We start from the raw sequence: 18,496 nt of genomic DNA, 5'->3' as shown, positions 1-18,496 counted from the left end.
CTCTAGTTTTTTAAGGCAGAAAAGCTCTGCGCTTGCGAGCGATGCCAATACAGTTCAAAAACTCGCGGTAAATTTAGGTTCGGATCAATGTGATCGGCTGTAAGCAGAAGTCCTGCTGGCATTTCTGGCAACAAGAAGGATAAAAGGCGTACTTCATGTTTGTTGATGCGTCGAATGATGTGCGGTGCATCAATCTCACCAGGGTGATGTAGTCCTGCCGCCTCAACCAGTGCCTTTAATGTCTTTAGAGTTTCATTGTGGAAATTAAATACGCGCTCGGCTTTATTTGGAACCACTAGTGCCTTTTGGCGTAATGGATTCTGCGTGGTCACTCCGGTAGGGCAGTTTCCGGTATTGCATACCTGCGCCTGAATACATCCAATGGAGAACATAAAACCACGGGCACTGTTGCACCAGTCTGCGCCCAAGGCAAAGGCAACCGCCATATCAAATGCGCTAATTATTTTTCCAGCGCAACCAATCTTAATTTGATCGCGAAGATTCACGCCAACCAGTGTGTTGTGAACCAGACGCAACCCTTCTTGAAGTGGAGTGCCAACGTGATTAGTAAATTCAACTGGTGATGCGCCTGTGCCACCTTCAGATCCATCCACCACAATGAAGTCAGGATAGATGCCGGTTTCTAGCATGGCTTTAACAATGCCAAACCACTCCCATGGGTGACCTACGCAGAATTTAAATCCAACTGGTTTGCCACCAGAAAGATCACGTAGTGTCTTAATAAAATACATTAGCTCTAGCGGAGTAGAAAAAGCGCTATGCGAAGCAGGGGAGATGCAAGCCTCACCTTCTTTAACGCCACGCGCAGCAGCAATTTCAGCTGTTACCTTTGAGCCTGGCAGAATGCCGCCATGACCAGGTTTAGCACCTTGACTTAACTTTAGCTCAATCATTTTGACCTGAGGATCAACGGCATTCTCAGTATATTTTTCCGCATTAAATCTACCATCAGGATTGCGACAGCCAAAGTAGCCGGAGCCAATCTCCCAAATGAGGTCGCCACCATGGATGCGATGGTATTTGGAGATGGATCCTTCACCTGTGTCGTGAGCAAAACCACCTTTTTTGGCGCCAAGATTTAAGGCCATGACGGCATTTGCGCTTAGAGATCCAAAACTCATTGCTGAGATATTAAAAATACTGGCCGAATATTTTTGTTTGCAGTCTTTTCCGCCAATCTCAATTCGAAAGTTGTGACTCAGCAAGCGGGTAGGGGCTAGTGATTGGTTAATCCATTGATATCCCGGGGCCATCACATCTAAAGTAGTTCCGAATGGAATTTCATCGGGCACAGCCTTAGCGCGTGAATAGACTAAAGTGCGTTGCTCTTTAGAGAAGGGGGTTTCATCATTGTCACCCTCAATAAAGTACTGTCGAATTTCCGGGCGAATAAACTCGAGCATGAAACGTAGATGTCCAATTACTGGATAGTTGCGCAGGATGGCCACTTTGGTTTGCAGGAGATCATAAATGCCAACCAAACTTAGGAATCCAAATATCAGCATGAATTGGTATGCTTGCCGATGGAGCTCTAGCGCTGCAAAACTAGCGATGGCCGCCAAAATACACAGTCCAAATGGAATGTATCTAATGGGTATGTATTTATTGGGTGAGATGGCCATATTTAACCTAAATGTGAATAATTTCAGTATACGAATTTAATGCTAATTCTGTTCATTTGACTTAAATCAAGCGTATAAGGCATTTATGCGGCCTGGCAGGAGTATTCTCAAAGGGTAGTCATTATTAATAATAGGAAGAATATGTCATTAAATCACGCAGTTATTTGGATTGACCATAAAGAAGCTCATGTAATGTTTTTAAGTGAACAGGCTAGTGAAGCTGAAGTGATTCGCAGCAAAACCACTCATGCTCATTTGCATCACAAGGGCGGTGAAGTGGGTAGCGGCAAACTTGCTCTAGACTCCAAGTATTTGCATTCAGTCATTAATGCCGTAAATGAATCCAAGGAAATTTTGATTCTGGGACCAGGTTCTGCAAAATTAGAATTAATTAAGCATGCACATAAACATGACGCTAAGATTGCTGAAAACATTGTTGGCGTAGAAACGGTTGATCATCCTACCGATAAAGAGATTCTTGCTTATGCGCGCAAGTTTTTCTATAAAGCGGATCAAATGCTGTAAATCTAGATATATAGGAAAACGCAAATGACTAAAGAAGCTTTGGGGCCAGACGGCCTACCGGGACATGATTATTTTCTGGATGCTGTAAATCATATTGATGAAGCTGTGGCCAGCAATTCGATTGCGGCTGGTGCGGCCAAAGGTATCGTGTTTAGTTTGGTAGAGACTTTGGGGGCTATGGTTGGCGATCCTGATCTGCCAAACCATCTCAAGTCTGGATATATGGGCGCTTTAGATCTCGCAGTGGAGCTTGAGGCAAAGTTAGCCAAGCTCAAGTAAGTAAAAAAGAGTCTCTGTACTCAGAATGGATAAGGGCAACTTCGGTTGTCCTTATCCATTTAAAATGGCGCCTATATTGCACTTTTATTGATGTTTATGACTCAACCCCAAAAGAAACGCTTTGCTGTCGCCCCCATGATGGAATGGACTGATCGCCATTGCCGCTCTTTTCATCGCACGCTTACTAAAGAGGCTGTTCTCTATACCGAGATGGTCACCACGGGTGCACTCATACATGGCGATGTGCCACGTCATTTAGATTTCTCGCACGATCAACACCCCGTAGTTTTGCAATTAGGCGGCGCAGAGCCCTCCGATCTAGCAAAGTCAGCCGCACTTGCTCAACAGTGGGGCTACGATGAAATCGATTTGAATTGCGGCTGTCCTTCTGAGCGCGTTCAGCGCGGTGCCTTTGGTGCATGCTTAATGGCAGAGCCTAATCTGGTGGCGGAGTGCGTCAAGGCAATGAAGGGTGTGGTGGATATTCCGATTTCTGTAAAGCATCGCCTAGGCTTAGATTCCATGGATGCTGCAAACTCAGAAGCTGATTATCAATTTGCCCTGAACTTTATCTTGGCTGTAGCCGATGCTGGCGCAAGCCAAGTCACCATTCATGCGCGCAATGCAGTGCTTAAAGGTTTATCTCCCAAAGAGAATCGGAGTAAACCACCGCTGCGCTATGAAGTGGCTGCCAAACTCAGGCTCGATGCACAGAAGCAGTTTCCGAATTTAAAAGTGTTGCTCAATGGCGGTCTAGAAACTAACGAACAAATTGCCGGTCATTGGGACAGCTTTGATGGCTTCATGGTTGGTAGGGCAGCCTATCATTTCCCGGCATTGCTCTTGGGTTGGGACGACATGATTAATACCAATGGAGATGCTGCCGGATACCTCTTTAGTGAAACCGAATGGCACCGCATCCAAATTGCATTGGTGAAGCAAGTCCATGCCTGGTTTGATGAATGCCAGGCTAAAGGTAAGCCTTTCTATATAGGCGCTTTCACTAGACATATTTTGGGCCTTGCTCATGGCAGGGCGGGTTCTCGCTACTGGCGTCAACGACTCTCAGATCACCATGCCTTAGCTAAAGTTCAGAGTAAGGCGGCAATCACAGACTTCTTTATCGATGCAAGCTTGTGCCTTGGAGATTGGGCTGCTTTTGAGTTCGAAAGCCCCTAAATACGGGCTGCAAAGGGGTATTTTTGACAGGTTTTTGAGCAAAAAGCTATAATCTATGTCTTCAGTGGCGGACGTAGCTCAGTTGGTAGAGTCCCAGATTGTGATTCTGGTTGTCGCGGGTTCGAGCCCCGTCGTTCGCCCCACTAAATATCTCGAGAGCTCCCTAGTGGAGCTTTTTCTATTACAGTCTCTGATATGAAAAAATTTGATTTCTCTACCGTCCTATTTGGACTGCTGCTCACAGCCATTGCTGCGTACTTCATGCTGAGGTCATCTCCAAGTCAGAGCGCTCCAAAATCATCTATTCCCACGGCCCAGGTTGGTAATCTCGTTTGGGATCAAACCGAGATGACTATTGCCGATGTCAAAACATATGCCGCATCGACTGGCTTTGTTAGTGCCGCAGAGAAGAAGGGTGGCGGTCTATCGTATGAAGGCGGTTTTGTACAAAAACCAGGATGGACATGGAAAACGCCTTATGGCGTTCCAGCAAAAGATGCTGAGCCAGCAGTTCATCTAAATCAAAAAGAGGCAGAAGCGATTTGTCGTTACTACGGCAAACGTTTGCCTGCGGATGCGGAATGGACTGGCGCTGCTTTTCTGGAGCAAAGAGCCAACCCTCCAGCAGGCTACACCAAAGGCCAGCGCTACCCATTTCCAGGTGGCAGCAATCCTTCTCCATCGCATTGCTTAAGCGGCTGCGGTGACTACAAGGGCTTAGCGCCTGCAGGGGCATTGAATCGCGGCGCTGGGCACGTGACGACCAACACTACTAAGCCTGGCGTCAATGGTATGTATGACATGGGCGGTAATGTCTGGGAATGGACTGCAACAGAGCGCAATGGTGGCTACATTACTCGTGGCGCTTCATGGTGGTATGGCCCCGAAAGACAACAGGAGTCTGATGTGGAATCAAAACCAGGTGATATCGCTGTGGTTTACATTGGATTTCGGTGTGTAGCTGATGCCGTGAAACAATAGGGGATGTCTACCCCAATCCCGCAATTCTCCGATATAGAAATCACACCTGATTACGAGGCGGTGATTGAGGCTATAGAGCGGCACGATCCTTATATCTTTGTTAGTGGTAAAGCGGGTACTGGCAAAACCACTTTAATTGGTTATCTGCGTGAGGCTATTCCGGGTAATGTGGTGGTGGTTGCTCCTACAGGGGTTGCTGCATTGCAAGTCAAAGGGGTAACAATTCACTCCTTCTTTAGATTGCCACCGCGACTCATCTTCCCTGAGGAAGACATCAAGCCACTTCGTGATAAGCGTCTATATAAAGAGATTCGTTTACTCATCATTGATGAGATCTCCATGGTGCGTGCTGACATGGTCGATGCGATGGATTTATTTCTGCGCGAGAACGGTCCGCAAAAAGGCAAGCCCTTTGGCGGCATTCAAGTGATGTTTGTTGGGGATTTATTTCAGCTACCCCCGGTGGTCTCGAGTAGCGATATGCAAGTGCTGGCTGATCGTGGATATGAGGGACCTTATTTCTTCTGCGCTATGGCATTGCATCGCAAAGATGTCACGATGGTTGAGCTCTCTAAGATATTTCGACAAAAAGATGAGCACTTTGCCGGTCTACTCAACCGCATTCGGATTAATCAAGATGTTGATGAGGCCATTGATATCCTCAATGCGCAGTGCTATCGCAAAGATGAACAAGTTGATGAGCAGACTATTACTCTCACCACGACAAATGCCCGCGCTGATCAAATCAATGGAGCAGGGCTGCGAGCCATTACCACCGAGGGTAAGGTGTATGCCGGTAAATCGACTGGAAAATTCAATGTCGATGAGCGCAATCTACCGTCACCAAATAGTTTAGTACTCAAGGTCGGCGCTAAGGTGATGTTTACAGCAACTGATCCGGGTTTCCCAAAGCGTTGGGTCAACGGCACGATCGGAGTCGTGCGTGAGATGCTGCCAGACAAGGTAAAGGTCATGGTGCAAAACGGCCCTTACTCTAATACCGTTGAAGTGACTGGTCATCAGTGGGAATCCTATCGCTATGATCACGACATGATGTCGGGGAAGATCTCTCCGAGCATCATCGGCACTTACGTGCAGATTCCGCTAATGCTTGCTTGGGCTGTGACTATTCACAAGAGTCAGGGCAAGACTCTCGATAAAGTAAAGGTTGATCTCTCATCGGGAGCCTTTGCCTCAGGGCAGGTATATGTAGCCCTCAGTCGTTGTAAAACGATCGAAGGTATTTCCCTACAAAGACCCATTGAGCCAAGAGATGTGAGTTGTGATCAAGAGATCAAGCGCTTCTATATGAACTGTCTTCCTACCGCTAAATAGGGGTATTTGAGTCTATTTGACTTGCCGTTTTTAATGTAATAACATTGTTATTACTATGAATAAAAGTCATAAATCTCCTCAACAAGCAAACGCGCCTTTGCAAATAGCTATACGACCTGTTGGTAACTCTAAGGGTGTGGTTATTCCAAAGATTATTCTTGAGCAATCTGGGATTGAGGGGGTTGTTGAGATGGCAGTTGACGGCGAAAAAATTATCCTCAGCAAGCCAAAAAATATATTGCGTGAACATTGGGCTCGGGATGCACAAAACCTTGTCAGGGCAGGAGAGGATGAATTGGTTCTCGGTGACTTTGCAAACGAGGAAGATGGAGATTGGGTTTGGTAAAAAGCATGGTGTCCCGCGGCGAGATATGGCTTATCAACTTGGATCCAACGATTGGCAGTGAAATTAAAAAAACAAGACCCTGTATTGTGGTTTCACCGCAAGAGTTAAACGACCATTTACGAACAGTTATCGTAGCGCCAATGACCACCAAGGGTAGGCCCGCAGGGTTTCGAGTTCCCATTACACATGACGGTAAAAAAGGACTGATTCTTTTAGATCAAATTAGATCCATAGATAAATTGCGCCTCGTTAAGAAAATTGGGAAGAGCAATCCCAAGACTTTATCTGCAAGTCTTAGCGTTTTACAGGAAGCTTTCGCTCTTTAGTAAATTAAAAACCAGCAGCCAATCCGTCTCGGCGATGATCGCTACCAGCAATATAGGCTGAATCTACATCTTCGCTTAACTTGGCAATCGCTTGTGCGCTACCAAAATCTAAGCTGTTAGCAGGCTGCACAGCCACTTCATGGCCTAGGGCTTTTAAGCCCTCAACAACACTTGCTGGCATTGAGGCTTCAACTGTCAGCTTACCTAAATCATCAATCCGCCAGCGGGGCGCATCTGAACAAGCTTGAGGGTTGAGATATTCATCAACAAAGCGCATCACAAACTGGATATGACCCTGAGGTTGCATATTGCCACCCATCACGCCAAATGCCATCGTGGGCTTGCCGTCTTTGGTCAGGAATGCTGGAAGAATTGTATGGAATGGACGCTTACCTGGCGCCACTTGATTGGGGTGCCCATCTTCTAATCTGAAGCTCATGCCGCGATTATGAAAAGCAATACCACCCGGTGCGACTACGCCAGAGCCAAAGCCTTTGAAATTCGATTGAATATAAGAAATCATCATGCCGGATTCATCGGCAGCGCATAAATACACAGTGCCACCAGAGTGAGGGTCGCCAGCACCATAGCTTCCTGCTTGATTATGATTAATCATTGAGGCGCGATTTGCCAGGTAATCTCTATCTAACAAGCTAGTAACAGGCATTTCCATTGAGCGCGCATCAGAAACATAGGCATACACATCGGCAAAGGCCATGCGCATCGCTTCAATTTGCAAATGGATACGCTGCGCAGAGTTGGCAGGGTATTGCTTTACATTCGCTGCTTGCAAAATACCTAAAGCGATTTGCGCTGCTATTCCAGAGCCATTCGGGGGGATTTCATGGAGGGTGTAGTCGCCGTAGTCAAAGGCAAGGGGCTCAACCCATTCTGATTGATTGTTGGCAAAGTCTTGCATAGTGAAGCAGCCACCAGTAGCTTGAGCAAAGTCGACCATGCTCTGAGCGAGTGGACCTTTATAGAAGGATTCGCCTTCTGTCGCCGCAATTTCTTTTAGGGTTTTGGCTTGTGCGGGGTATTTCCAGATTTGACCTGCCTGTGGTGATTTGCCATCAATTAAGAATGACTCAGAAAAGCCAGGCTGATTCTTCAGGATCGGAATTGCTTCGCGCCATTGACGTGCAATTACCGGAGATACTGGAAAACCATTTTCAGCGTAATCAATTGCGCGTTTGAATAATTGGGCAAATGGTAGCTTGCCAAATTTTCTGGAGAGATCAATCCATCCTGCAACCATACCTGGAACTGTGACCGTATTCCAGCCGATTAAATCCATCGCCGATTTACCAGCAAAATACTCCGGCTTCCATGCGGCAGGAGCACGACCAGAAGCATTTAAGCCATGCAGCTTCTTTCCATCCCACAGAATGGCAAAACCATCACCGCCTAAGCCATTCATCGTGGGTTCGACAACGGTAAGGGTGATGGCAGTTGCCAACGCAGCATCCACTGCATTGCCACCATTTTGCAAAGCTTCGATACCAGCTTGAGTTGCTAGCGGTTGAGAGCTAGCAACGGTATTTCTGGCTAGTACCGGAGCGCGGCCACCACCAAAGGGAGGGGAAATCAACATAGCGAGTCTTCTAGTTATGAAATGCGGTTACGAATGAATGAATTAATCAATCAATCTTAATATTAGAGGCCTTCACAATCTTGGCCCATTTTTCATGTTCAGCAATGGTGATCTCAGCTAATTTTTCTGAATTCGCAAACTGAGGGTGGATACCTTGATTGGCTAACTTCGTTTTAAAGTCTGGGTTTGTCAGAATCTTGCGAATTTCTCTTTCTAGGCGTGCAACTATTGCAGGTGAAGTTCCCTTAGGTGCGTAGATAGCAAATAAATTCTCTACATCAAATTTTTTCATACCATCTTGCTCAAACGTAGGAACGTTTGGCATCAAAGGTGAGCGCTCTGAAGAGGCAATTGCAATCGGTCTTAGCTTGCCACTTTGAATATGCGGCAAGGATGCGGTGATGCTATCAAACATCATCAAGGTGTTACCAGCGATTAAATCGGGCAATGCAAAGCTGCTGCCTTTATAGGGAATATGCACTCCAGTGGCGCCGATACGCTGCATAAATAATTGAGACTCTAGATGGGATAGCGTGCCATTGCCTTGTGAGGCGTAATTAAAGTTGCCATTCTTGGATTTAATGAATGCAATCAGTTCGGTCATATTTTTGGCAGGAACACTGGGGTTTACTTCTAAGACGTGAGGTACTGAACCCACTAAAGCAACGGAAACAAAGTCTTTTTGCAAGGAAAAGGGTGGGTTAGCAAAAAGCGCTTGGGCAATTGCCTGATTTGTTAAGGCGCTGAAGTGAACGGTATAGCCATCCGGGTTTGCTTTGGCTGCGGCAGTCATACCAATCATTCCGCCACCGCCGGGTTTATTTTCAATAACTACTGCCTGACCTAAGGCATCTCCCAATGGTGCAGCAATACTACGTGCAAAGACATCGGTTGAGCCTCCTGCAGGGAAAGAGAGAATCATTTGAATCGGTTTTTTAGGCCAATCAGTATCGGGTGCTGCAATGCCGACATTGACTAAGCCAAGAGCAGCAGTGATGCCGAAGACGATGCGATGAATGAGATTCATGGGTGCCTTTGTAGAGTGTGAGTTGAATTTTTGAGTGAGAGGATTATTTTTCATCTTTGAGCCAATACCACTTATAGAGAAAACTTTGCCCCAATCTTCTAAATGGAGCCAGCGCCTCTGAGCGTACTTGTCCAAAGAGATTAGGAAATTCGAGAGGGGAGTTATAAATCGGTAACTTAAACACTTCAGAATTAACTTTGCTTCCAGCAACTAGTTCGGCCAAACGTTTGCCAGCCCAGGTAGAGAAGGAGACGCCATTACCACCATAGCCTAAAGCGTGCCATACCATTTGCTTGGGATCAGGTTGAGTGATACGAGGCATCATGTCATGGCTGACATCAACCCATCCCCACCAGGAGTAATCAATCTGAATACCTGCAAGTGGTGGAAACTTTCTGGCGATAGCATCTGTTAATAGTTTGAGATGTTCTGGGGCATTTGCATCGGCACCACTAATGGAGCTACGACTACCTAACTGCAAACGATTGTCTTTCAGTAAGCGGTAATAAAAACGCAGTGTGCGTGTATCCGTTAAGAAAGTGTGCGAACGAAAATTACATGCTGCTATCTCTGCATCAGTCAGCGGTCTGGTCACTACTGAATTTGACAGAATAGGAAGGATGCGATTTTTGATGGGCTTTAAGCCCTGCATGCCATAGCCGCCAGTGCAGATGGCAATCCGCTTGGCGCGAACAATGCCGCCTGGAGTTCGGATGTGATGAACGCCATTGATTGTTTCCCAAGACTCAACCGGGCTGCTGGTGTAGATCTTGACCCCTAAGCTTTGCGCTTTCCGAAGCAATCCATAGGTAAATTTCAGTGGATGAATGCCAACGCCTTCACGCTCTAGAAGTGCTCCAGCAGCATCACGATCGTCGCAGTATTGTTCTCTGAGCTCTTGCGCACTCATGAGGAGTGGATCGTAGCCAAACACTTCTTTTCTAACTTTCGCTTCATTCTGAAGGTAAGTCATTTTCTCTGGGCGATGGGCAACGTATAAGTGACCGCCATCAGTGGCATCACAATCAATTTGACTCACTAACTCTTTGAAGTTTTCAAAGCCGGTGTAAATCTCTCGATCAAGTTTTTTAGCGGTATCTAAACCCCAGCGCTCTATCCATTGAGAGCGAGATAAACGACCGCTGGCATTTTGTCCTTGACCACCGCTTCTGCTAGAGCAACCCCAAGCAGTTTGGTTAGCTTCCAGAATGACTGCCTTGATGCCATGCTCTTGTGCTAAGTACAGTGCAGTTGAAACCCCGGTTGATCCTGAGCCAATTACGACAACGTCGGTATCAAAGTCTTGAGTGACGGGCCCATCATTAGGCGGAGGTGTGCCGGCGCTTGCTACCCAGTAACTTGGCGCATAGTCTCGACCTGTCCCTGGGTTTTGGGAGGTGAGGGGATCATAAAGCGGGTCGTATTTCATTGGGAATTAGTCTAGGGCATTCCCAATTATTTTGCTGCCGGTAAATTCGGGCGATTCTTGCGAAAGACATTCTTTAATTGAATCTTGCCATCTTTGAAAGTAAAAACATCTACTCCATCAGCTTCCACTCGTGATCCGTCGGCTGCTGTGCCGGTAAACGTCCACCCAGAGACCCCAAAGTTCTCATGCACAAAATGTCGATCATGAATCCACTGAGCATCCGGGAAGTTGATCCAAGCGCTCTCAAATGCTGCTTTGACTGCTGAAGGGCCTTCATGGCGTGCACCGTAGGATTCAGGGCCAGCAGCGGTTTGAAAAACGCAGTCATCACTCATAAAGCTCATCAGAGAATCGATATCGTGACGATTCCAGGCGGCGCTGAAGGCGGCTAAGGTGGCAACGGTAACTGGGTCTTTAGTGTTTGACATAGGGCTTATTGCTTAATTCATGAGGGTGATCAATGAAATTCGGTTTGATTGCTATAGTATCGAATAAATCTAATAAACACATATGAGACAAGCATGGACACTTCTGTAAAGCCAGTTGATATGTCAGCCTATTGGCTGCCGTTCACACCAAACCGCTATTTTCAGCATCATCCGAAGATCATGCAGTCTGCCAAAGGAGCTTACTACTACGACGATCATGGACGTAAGCTGTTTGATGGTCTTTCAGGGCTCTGGTGCTCCCCATTAGGGCATGCTGATCCGCGTATTGGTGCAGCCATCCAAAAACAATTTGAAACCATGGACTATTGCCCGGCGTTTCAGATGGCGAGTGAAACGGCATTTAGCTTAGCAGCCCGAATTGCCAAAATGGCGCCAGCGGGATTAGATAAAGTCTTTTTCACCAACTCTGGTTCAGAGGCTGTCGATACCGCATTAAAAATTGCCATTGGTTATCACCGCGTCATGGGTAATGCATCTCGTACACGTTTAATTGGCAGAGATCGCGCTTATCACGGTGTTGGCATTGCAGGCATATCAGTCGGTGGCATGGTTGCCAATCGCAAAATGTTTGCCAGCATGATGATGCCAGGTGTAGATCACTTGCCACATACGCTCAATCTCTCGCAAATGGCTTTTTCAAAAGGGCAGCCAAAGTGGGGCGCACATTTGGCTGAAGAGCTTGAAAAAATTGTCACATTGCATGATGCCAATACGATTGCCGCAGTGATTATGGAGCCCGTGCAAGGCTCTACAGGCGTCATCGTTCCGCCAGATGGTTACCTGCAAAAAATTCGTGAAATCTGTACAAAGCACGGCATCCTATTGATCTTTGATGAGGTGATTACTGGTTTTGGTCGCTTAGGCGCCAACTTTGGAGCCGATCGTTTTGGAGTAACGCCTGACATGATTACCTTTGCTAAGGGAATTACAAACGGCGTCATTCCAATGGGTGGCGTCATTGTCCGTGGTGATATTTACGAAAGCATCATCACTAATGGTGGCCAAGAGCAGTCCATTGAATTCTTCCACGGCTATACCTACTCAGGTCATCCGATACCTGCAGCCGCTGGTCATGCAGTGCTAGATATTTTTGAATCCGATGATTTGGTTAATCGTGCGCGTTCGCTGGAGCCTGTTTTAGAAGATGGGTTGCATGCACTAAAAGGTAAGTCCGGAATTTTGGATATTCGTAATTTTGGTTTGTCAGGTGCTGTCGAGTTGGATCCTGTACCAGGTAAACCAGGTCTGCGCTCCATGAAAGTCCTGGAGGCTTGTATCGAGAAGGGTGCGTTGGTGCGTGTAGCGGGTGATGCGATTGCTGTAGGCCCTCCATTCATCTCCACGCCAGAAGAGGTGCAATTTCTCTGCAGCGTTCTGGGCGAAGCGATTGATGTTGCTATGCAGATTAAATAATCAGATCAACAAAGAAATACAGCAAAGAAATCAAGCAAGCTATCACTTATTAAATAAGTGATAAATCACAGGGATAGCAACGGCGCTCACTACGCCGTTCATTCCCATGGCAAGGCTGGCATAGGTTCCTGCTTCAGGATGAATGCTAAACGCGCGCGAGGTTCCAATGCCGTGTGCGCCAATGCCAATAGCGAAGCCTCTTTGCCACCAGGCCTTCATGCCCAATGCATTGAGAACAAAAGGTGCCAAGATTGCACCTAGGATTCCGGTGCTGACGGCAAAAATTGCAGTAAGAGTGGGCGAGACGCCAATGCGCTCGGCTATACCCATCGCAATTGGTGCAGTGACTGATTTGGGATACATAGCTCCGGTGATGCTGGAGTCTGCCCCAAGCAAAGTAGCAATGCCCACTGCGCTAACGATCGACACTAGGCCGCCAGTACACAGCGATGCAATCAGAGGAGCGGATCTTCCTTTAAGGCTGCTGAGCCCTCGATAAATTGGTATCGCCAAAGAGACGGTCGCCGAACCCAGCAAGAAGTGAATAAACTGCGCGCCCTCAAAATAGGTTGAGTAGGGCATTTCAATAAATTGAATCATGCTCGCCACAATCAGAATGGCAATAGCCACTGGATTGGCTAGAGGGTTCTGATGGGTTGCCTTATAAATAGTTAGTCCAATTTGGTAGGCGGCCAAGGTAATAAATAGGGCAAACAGAGGGCTACCTGAGAGGTAGACCCATATCTCGACTATGGAGTGCTTCTCACTCATGAGTTTCTTTCTTGCTCAGTAGGCGTGCGATGAAAGCGCTAGAGGCAATGGTAAGTATGACGCTACCAACCAGGGCGCTAATAATGGCCAATGCATTGGCTTGCAATTGGGGCAGAAATAGCACAACGCCAACAGCTGCTGGGACAAAGAGCAGGCCAAGGTATTGACTGAAGCCGTCGGCAACCATTGCCAGATCAGAATTGATTCCCTTGCGTAAAACAAGCCATAGAACCAGAAGAACTAAACCGATGACTGGTCCAGGTAGTGTGGGTAGTAGAAACTTAGAGACAAGCTCACCAAGGCTTTGAAAGAGAAGAATTTGTACGAGGCCAGAGATCATGCCTTGATCTTACTGCTCAATAATTTATGTTGCAAAGCAATAAATCAATTCTTGGTTAAGATGAACGTACTAAAAACAGGGGTATTTTTAATGCCCTAAGAACGATAAAAGACTTAACAGGAGAGCACGCATGGCCGAACTAAATGTGAATGGCAAAAAGTACAAGCTGGATGTAGATCCAGACACCCCTTTACTTTGGGTAATCCGCGAACAAGTTGGATTAACCGGCACTAAGTATGGTTGCGGTATTGGTGCGTGTGGTGCTTGTACAGTTCTCTTCGATGGTCAGGCTGTTCGCAGTTGCGCAATACCCGTCTCAGCTGTAGAGGGTAAAAAAATTGAGACCATTGAAAGTTTAGAAAAGAATGGCCAGTTGTCTAAAGTACAAAAAGCTTGGGTTGATAACCAAGTTCCTCAGTGCGGTTACTGTCAATCTGGCATGGTGATGGCAACTACAGCTTTGTTACGTAACACGCCAAAGCCTACAGATGCACAAATCGATGCGGCCATTACTAATATCTGCCGTTGCGGCACCTTCCAAGAAGTGCGTGCAGCGATTCATGCTGTAAGCAAGGCTTAAGGGGAAACACATGACTACAAATACAAATACTTCCCGTCGCCACTTTGTTATCGGTTCTAGTGCTATTGCCACAGGACTAGCAATTGGTTTTGATCTTTCCTTTATGTCTAGTGCTCATGCTGCTATGGGCACAGGCACTACTGCAATGACTCCATTAGCAACCCCAGAAATTGGTGTGTGGGTTGTGGTGAAGCCAAATGATGATGTTGTCGTGCGCATTGTTCGCTCTGAAATGGGCCAAGGCACGATCACTGGTTTGGCGCAGATGGTTGCAGAAGAATTGCAATGCGATTGGAAAAAAGTTTCTTATGACTACCCATCTCCTGGTGAGAATTTAAAACGCAATAAAGTTTGGGGAAGTTATTCAACGGGTGGTAGCCGCGGTATTCGTACATCCGAGCAATATGTTCGTAAGGGTGGTGCTGCAGCACGCATGATGTTGGTTCAGGCTGCTGCCAACCAATGGAACGTACCCGCATCAGAGTGTGTCGCTAAAGACAGTGTGATTACACACACACCATCTGGCAAGAAAACCACTTTCGGCAAAGTATCTGTTGCTGCATCTCAATTAGAGGTGCCTAAGGAAGTTCCACTCAAGGATCCAAAAGAGTGGAAGCTCATCGGCAAGTCTGTAAACCGAATTGACGGCGTTGCTGATAAGGTTACCGGAAAGCAAGTCTATGCAATCGATTTGAAGATGCCAGGCATGTTGGTGGCCAACATCAAGGAATCTCCGGTATTTGGTGGCAAAGTGAAGAGCTACGATGCAACCAAGGCTCAAAGCATGAAGGGCGTTAAGAAGATCGTTCAGGTTGGTGACTCCGCAGTAGCGGTTGTTGCGGAAACTTTTTGGCAAGCTAAAACCGCTTTAGACCAAGTCAATATTGTTTGGGATAACGGTTCAAACGGTGATCTTTCTAGCGCTGGTATCAAGAAGATGTTGGAAGAGGGGCTTAGCGCAAATGATGCATTTGCTCACAATACAAATGGTGATGTGAAAACGGCTATGTCTAGCGCATCCAAAACATTGGAAGCCACTTACTTCTACCCATTTTTGAATCATGCAACCCTAGAGCCACAGACAGCTACTGCCAAATGGACGGCAGATTCCTGTGAGGCTTGGGTGCCTACTCAGGACGGTGAGGCCTCGTTAGCTGCAGTTATAGCTGCATCAGGATTGCCTGCTGACAAATGTAATGTTTACAAAGTGAACTTGGGTGGTGGCTTTGGTCGCCGTGGTGCCTTCCAGGATTACACAACGCAAGCAGTGAATATTGCAAAGCAAATGCCAGGTACGCCTATTAAGTTGATCTGGACTCGTGAAGAAGATATGACGCAAGGTCGTTACCACCCAGTAATGATGTGCAAGATGTCTGCTGCGATCGATGACAAGAAGAACGTGACTGCAGTCAATATGCGTTTATCAGGCCAGTCTATTTTGGCTGCTGTACGTCCAGCTGTTGTGGCGGCCAATAAAGGTAAAGATCCTTTGGCATTCCAAGGCGTTGATCCGACGGGTGAGCATGGTATTACCTACAGCTTCCCCAATCTCAATATTGATTATGCGATGCGCAACACAACCGTGCCACCAGGATTTTGGCGCGGTGTGAACGTAAACCAGAATGCGATCTTTATTGAAACCTTTATGGATGAAATGGCTGAAGCCACTGGTGTTGATGCAGTGGAGTTCCGTCGCAAGCATATGGAAAAGTTTCCACGTGCGGTAGCGGTGCTCAATGCTGTAGCTGATGGTATTGGTTGGAATACACCGGCTAAACCAGGCGTATTCCGTGGTGTGGCTCAAATGCGTTCCTTCGGAAGCTATGTGGCTGCAGCCTGCGAATTGTCAGTGACCAACGGTAATGAAGTGAAGATTCATCGCATTGTTGCGGCAACGGACCCTGGTTATGTCGTTAATCCTGCGCAAGTAGCTCGTCAAGTATCAGGCTCTTTTGTATATGGCTTATCCGCCTTATTCGAAGAAGAGATCACGATCGAAAAAGGGGCTGTTGTACAAAAGAACTTCGATACCTTCGGATCGATTCGCCTCTCTCAAATGCCTAAAGTAGAAACTATCATCATTCAAGGTGGTGGCAAGGACTGGGGTGGAGTAGGTGAGCCAACGATTGCGGTAGCTGCACCAGCGGTACTGAATGCAATTTATCGTGCAACTGGTAAGCGTTTGCGCACAGTTCCTTTGAAAAACAGCGGTATCAAGTTGGTTTAATAGTTAGTTCAAAGTGAAATTGTGTCCATGAGAAAGAGGATTGCACTAGCAGTATCTTTGCTAGTCATCCTCAATCTCCAGGTTGCGCAAGCTCAAATTATTAAGGGGGATTCGTTTGTCGAATCCCTTTCTGTTGAGCCCGGCGACCCGGTGCGTGGTAGAGCCATTGTGGCAAGTCGTCAAACTGGATTGTGTTTGTTATGCCATAGCGGCCCTTTTCCAGAAGAACGCTTTCAAGGCAACTTGGCACCCGAACTCAAGGCAAGCGTTGCCCGCTTGAATGCACCACAACTGAGGGCGCGTATTGTGAATGCATCACACTTCAACCCACAAACCATCATGCCGTCTTACTTCCAAATAAATAATCTTAATCGTGTAGCCCCTAAATTTGCCAGGCAGACTATCTTGAGTGGTCAGGAAATTGAGGATGTGATTGCGTTTTTAGTGACATTAAATAATGAATGAATCCTATCAAACCCAGATGAATAAAACCATTCAACAGCATCGTCGAAACTGGCTAAAGCAAGTTAAGGGACTCGGACTACTCGCCCTTGGTATTTGCCTTAATCCATCCGCAGCCTTTGCGAAAAAAGAAGATGCCGATGAGGCGATCAAAAAAATTACAGGTGGCGCCGCTATTCGGGAAGGTAAGGTTAAGCTCACCATTCCACCCCTGGTAGAAAATGGCAATCTAGTTGTTCTGAAAGTAAGTGTCGATAGTCCAATGACTGCCAGCGATTACGTGAAGACTATTCATGTTATTGCAGAGGCCAATCCATCTCCGAATATCTTTACTGTTTTCTTAACACCACGTTCGGGGACTGCAAACGTTACCACTCGCGTGCGTCTGGCTGATAGTCAGAAGGTCTGGGCTATTGCACAGATGAGTAATGGTAGCTTTTGGCAGGGCTCTGCTGAAACATTAGTAACACTTTCTGCTTGTACGGAGATGGTATGAGTAAAACTTCCCGCACATCCATCACCATGCCGACAGCGGCAAAAAAAGATTCCATTATTGAGATTCGTGCCATCGCACAACACGATATGGAATCGGGTTTTCGTTATACCGAGGGTGGCAAGCGCATTCCTCGCGATATTATTCGCACCTTTACCTGTACTTATAACAATGTTGAAGTCTTCAAGGCAGATTTTTTCTCTGGTATTGGCGCGAATCCATTAATCATCTTCACCACGGTGGCAGTTGAGTCTGGCATGCTTGAGTTTAAGTGGGTGGGGGATGATGGATATGAGGCAGTCAATCAGGCGCGCATTACTGTTTCGTGAATAAGCTGACCTTACTTTTTCTCGGCAGCATTTATTTTTCTCTTAGCCCATCCGTAGGGGTGGGGGCGTCACCTATTCAGCAGTCTAGCTATGAACTCATGTCTGCTGAAAACAAAGCAATGCAGGATGACCCTTTGTTAAATCCTGCGATGTTTTGGGTGGGGGATGGTGAAACTTTGTGGCAACAGCCATTGGGCCCAAAGAATAAATCATGTGGTTCATGCCATGGTGATGTCAAAAAATCTATGCGTGGTGTTGCTACGCGGTTTCCCAAAGTGATTAAGGGTAAATTGCAGACCCTTGAGGGGCAAATCAATCAGTGTCGTGTGGGTACCCAATCTATGCCTGCACTGGCATATGAGAGTAAGGATCTTTTGGCATTAACAGCCTTGATTGCATTTCAATCTAAAGGGATGCCGATTGCCATTCAAGAAAGCCCAGCCAATGCAGTTTTTATGAAGAAGGGGCGTCAGATATTTAATGAGCGCATGGGGCAACTCAATTTATCTTGTGCGCAATGCCATGAAGATAGAGCAGGCTTGAAGTTGGGTGGAAGTCTTATTCCGCAAGGGCATCCGAATGCTTATCCTATCTATCGCTTGGAATGGCAAACCTTGGGTTCAGTGCAGAGACGCCTTCGTAACTGTATGAGTGGTGTCAGGGCCCAGCAGTTTGAATATGGTTCGCCTGAGATGGCTCAGCTAGAGTTATTTCTCATGTGGCGTGCTAGAGGTCTCCCCCTAGAATCTCCAGGGGTTAGACCCTAAA

Annotated in this window: 21 protein-coding genes and 1 tRNA gene; 15 read left to right on the top strand and 7 right to left on the bottom strand. The window is 46.8% G+C overall.

Going from position 1 to position 18,496, the window contains the following annotated elements; genetic code table 11:
• Positions 1-2 precede the first annotated feature (2 nt).
• Positions 3-1,643 (bottom strand): FMN-binding glutamate synthase family protein, encoded by a 1,641-nt coding sequence (locus tag ICN23_RS00250; protein WP_216230402.1) that lies wholly within the window; start codon positions 1,641-1,643, stop codon positions 3-5.
• Between the two features lie 141 nt (positions 1,644-1,784).
• On the opposite strand from ICN23_RS00250, the gene ICN23_RS00245 reads away from it, so the two are divergent.
• From ICN23_RS00245 to ICN23_RS00210, 8 genes are all read left to right on the top strand, one after another.
• Positions 1,785-2,168, top strand: a complete 384-nt coding sequence (locus ICN23_RS00245) for a translational machinery protein (protein ID WP_216230401.1) — start codon at positions 1,785-1,787, stop codon at positions 2,166-2,168.
• Between the two features lie 24 nt (positions 2,169-2,192).
• Entirely contained in the window at positions 2,193-2,447 is a 255-nt protein-coding gene (locus ICN23_RS00240; protein WP_216230400.1) for a hypothetical protein, read from the top strand.
• Between the two features lie 96 nt (positions 2,448-2,543).
• Complete coding sequence (dusA, locus tag ICN23_RS00235) at positions 2,544-3,626, top strand: tRNA dihydrouridine(20/20a) synthase DusA (protein ID WP_216230399.1); 1,083 nt, start codon at positions 2,544-2,546, stop codon at positions 3,624-3,626.
• A gap of 67 nt (positions 3,627-3,693) precedes the next feature.
• Positions 3,694-3,769, top strand: a tRNA-His gene (locus ICN23_RS00230).
• Positions 3,770-3,821: 52 nt separating this feature from the next.
• Positions 3,822-4,607 carry an SUMF1/EgtB/PvdO family nonheme iron enzyme gene (locus ICN23_RS00225; protein ID WP_216230398.1) on the top strand — a complete coding sequence of 262 codons (786 nt, stop codon included), beginning with the start codon at positions 3,822-3,824 and terminating at the stop codon, positions 4,605-4,607.
• Between the two features lie 3 nt (positions 4,608-4,610).
• A complete protein-coding gene (locus ICN23_RS10055) occupies positions 4,611-5,942 on the top strand; it encodes an ATP-dependent RecD-like DNA helicase (RefSeq protein WP_216230397.1) in 1,332 nt (443 codons plus the stop codon).
• Positions 5,943-5,997: 55 nt separating this feature from the next.
• On the top strand, positions 5,998-6,288 hold the full coding sequence (locus ICN23_RS00215) for an AbrB/MazE/SpoVT family DNA-binding domain-containing protein (protein WP_255532664.1): 291 nt from the start codon (positions 5,998-6,000) through the stop codon (positions 6,286-6,288).
• 5 nt (positions 6,289-6,293) lie between these two features.
• A complete protein-coding gene (locus tag ICN23_RS00210; RefSeq protein WP_216230396.1) occupies positions 6,294-6,614 on the top strand; it encodes a type II toxin-antitoxin system PemK/MazF family toxin in 321 nt (106 codons plus the stop codon).
• Between the two features lie 4 nt (positions 6,615-6,618).
• Here the strand turns inward: ICN23_RS00210 and ICN23_RS00205 are convergent, their stop codons facing one another.
• From ICN23_RS00205 to ICN23_RS00190, 4 genes are read right to left on the bottom strand one after another with little or no spacing between them, the layout of a single operon-like run.
• Positions 6,619-8,208, bottom strand: a complete 1,590-nt coding sequence (locus tag ICN23_RS00205; protein ID WP_216230395.1) for a gamma-glutamyltransferase family protein — start codon at positions 8,206-8,208, stop codon at positions 6,619-6,621.
• A 46-nt stretch (positions 8,209-8,254) separates the two neighbouring features.
• Positions 8,255-9,235: a tripartite tricarboxylate transporter substrate binding protein gene (locus tag ICN23_RS00200; RefSeq protein WP_216230394.1), complete on the bottom strand. Its 981-nt coding sequence runs from the start codon at positions 9,233-9,235 to the stop codon at positions 8,255-8,257.
• Positions 9,236-9,278: 43 nt separating this feature from the next.
• On the bottom strand, positions 9,279-10,664 hold the full coding sequence (locus ICN23_RS00195) for an FAD-binding oxidoreductase (protein WP_216230393.1): 1,386 nt from the start codon (positions 10,662-10,664) through the stop codon (positions 9,279-9,281).
• A gap of 26 nt (positions 10,665-10,690) precedes the next feature.
• Positions 10,691-11,092 carry a nuclear transport factor 2 family protein gene (locus ICN23_RS00190; RefSeq protein WP_216230392.1) on the bottom strand — a complete coding sequence of 134 codons (402 nt, stop codon included), beginning with the start codon at positions 11,090-11,092 and terminating at the stop codon, positions 10,691-10,693.
• A gap of 93 nt (positions 11,093-11,185) precedes the next feature.
• Here ICN23_RS00190 and ICN23_RS00185 point away from each other — a divergent pair, with 93 nt between their 5' ends.
• Positions 11,186-12,526: an aspartate aminotransferase family protein gene (locus ICN23_RS00185; protein ID WP_216230391.1), complete on the top strand. Its 1,341-nt coding sequence runs from the start codon at positions 11,186-11,188 to the stop codon at positions 12,524-12,526.
• 42 nt (positions 12,527-12,568) lie between these two features.
• Here ICN23_RS00185 and ICN23_RS00180 read toward each other — a convergent pair whose 3' ends face one another.
• A complete protein-coding gene (locus ICN23_RS00180; protein ID WP_216230390.1) occupies positions 12,569-13,297 on the bottom strand; it encodes an LrgB family protein in 729 nt (242 codons plus the stop codon).
• On the bottom strand, positions 13,290-13,637 hold the full coding sequence (locus ICN23_RS00175) for a CidA/LrgA family protein (RefSeq protein WP_216230389.1): 348 nt from the start codon (positions 13,635-13,637) through the stop codon (positions 13,290-13,292). Before ICN23_RS00175 ends, ICN23_RS00180 begins: the two co-directional genes overlap by 8 nt.
• Before the next feature lie 130 nt (positions 13,638-13,767).
• Here ICN23_RS00175 and ICN23_RS00170 point away from each other — a divergent pair, with 130 nt between their 5' ends.
• From ICN23_RS00170 to soxA, 6 genes are read left to right on the top strand one after another with little or no spacing between them, the layout of a single operon-like run.
• On the top strand, positions 13,768-14,217 hold the full coding sequence (locus ICN23_RS00170; RefSeq protein WP_216230388.1) for a (2Fe-2S)-binding protein: 450 nt from the start codon (positions 13,768-13,770) through the stop codon (positions 14,215-14,217).
• Between the two features lie 10 nt (positions 14,218-14,227).
• Positions 14,228-16,444 carry a molybdopterin cofactor-binding domain-containing protein gene (locus tag ICN23_RS00165; protein ID WP_216230387.1) on the top strand — a complete coding sequence of 739 codons (2,217 nt, stop codon included), beginning with the start codon at positions 14,228-14,230 and terminating at the stop codon, positions 16,442-16,444.
• A 27-nt stretch (positions 16,445-16,471) separates the two neighbouring features.
• Positions 16,472-16,909, top strand: coding sequence for a sulfur oxidation c-type cytochrome SoxX (gene soxX, locus ICN23_RS00160; protein ID WP_216230386.1), 438 nt, complete (start codon positions 16,472-16,474; stop codon positions 16,907-16,909).
• A 16-nt stretch (positions 16,910-16,925) separates the two neighbouring features.
• A complete protein-coding gene (locus ICN23_RS00155; RefSeq protein ID WP_216230385.1) occupies positions 16,926-17,402 on the top strand; it encodes a SoxY-related AACIE arm protein in 477 nt (158 codons plus the stop codon).
• A complete protein-coding gene (locus tag ICN23_RS00150) occupies positions 17,399-17,728 on the top strand; it encodes a thiosulfate oxidation carrier complex protein SoxZ (protein WP_216230384.1) in 330 nt (109 codons plus the stop codon). The genes ICN23_RS00155 and ICN23_RS00150 overlap by 4 nt, the downstream gene beginning before the upstream one ends.
• Positions 17,725-18,495: a sulfur oxidation c-type cytochrome SoxA gene (soxA, locus tag ICN23_RS00145; RefSeq protein WP_370624737.1), complete on the top strand. Its 771-nt coding sequence runs from the start codon at positions 17,725-17,727 to the stop codon at positions 18,493-18,495. The genes ICN23_RS00150 and soxA overlap by 4 nt, the downstream gene beginning before the upstream one ends.
• The last annotated feature ends 1 nt before the right edge of the window (position 18,496 follow it).

This window comes from Polynucleobacter sp. MWH-Jannik1A5 (assembly GCF_018881795.1).
Classification (GTDB): domain Bacteria; phylum Pseudomonadota; class Gammaproteobacteria; order Burkholderiales; family Burkholderiaceae; genus Polynucleobacter.
Note: the sequence above shows the minus strand (reverse complement) of the source record. Positions and strands in the feature narration are given on the sequence as shown.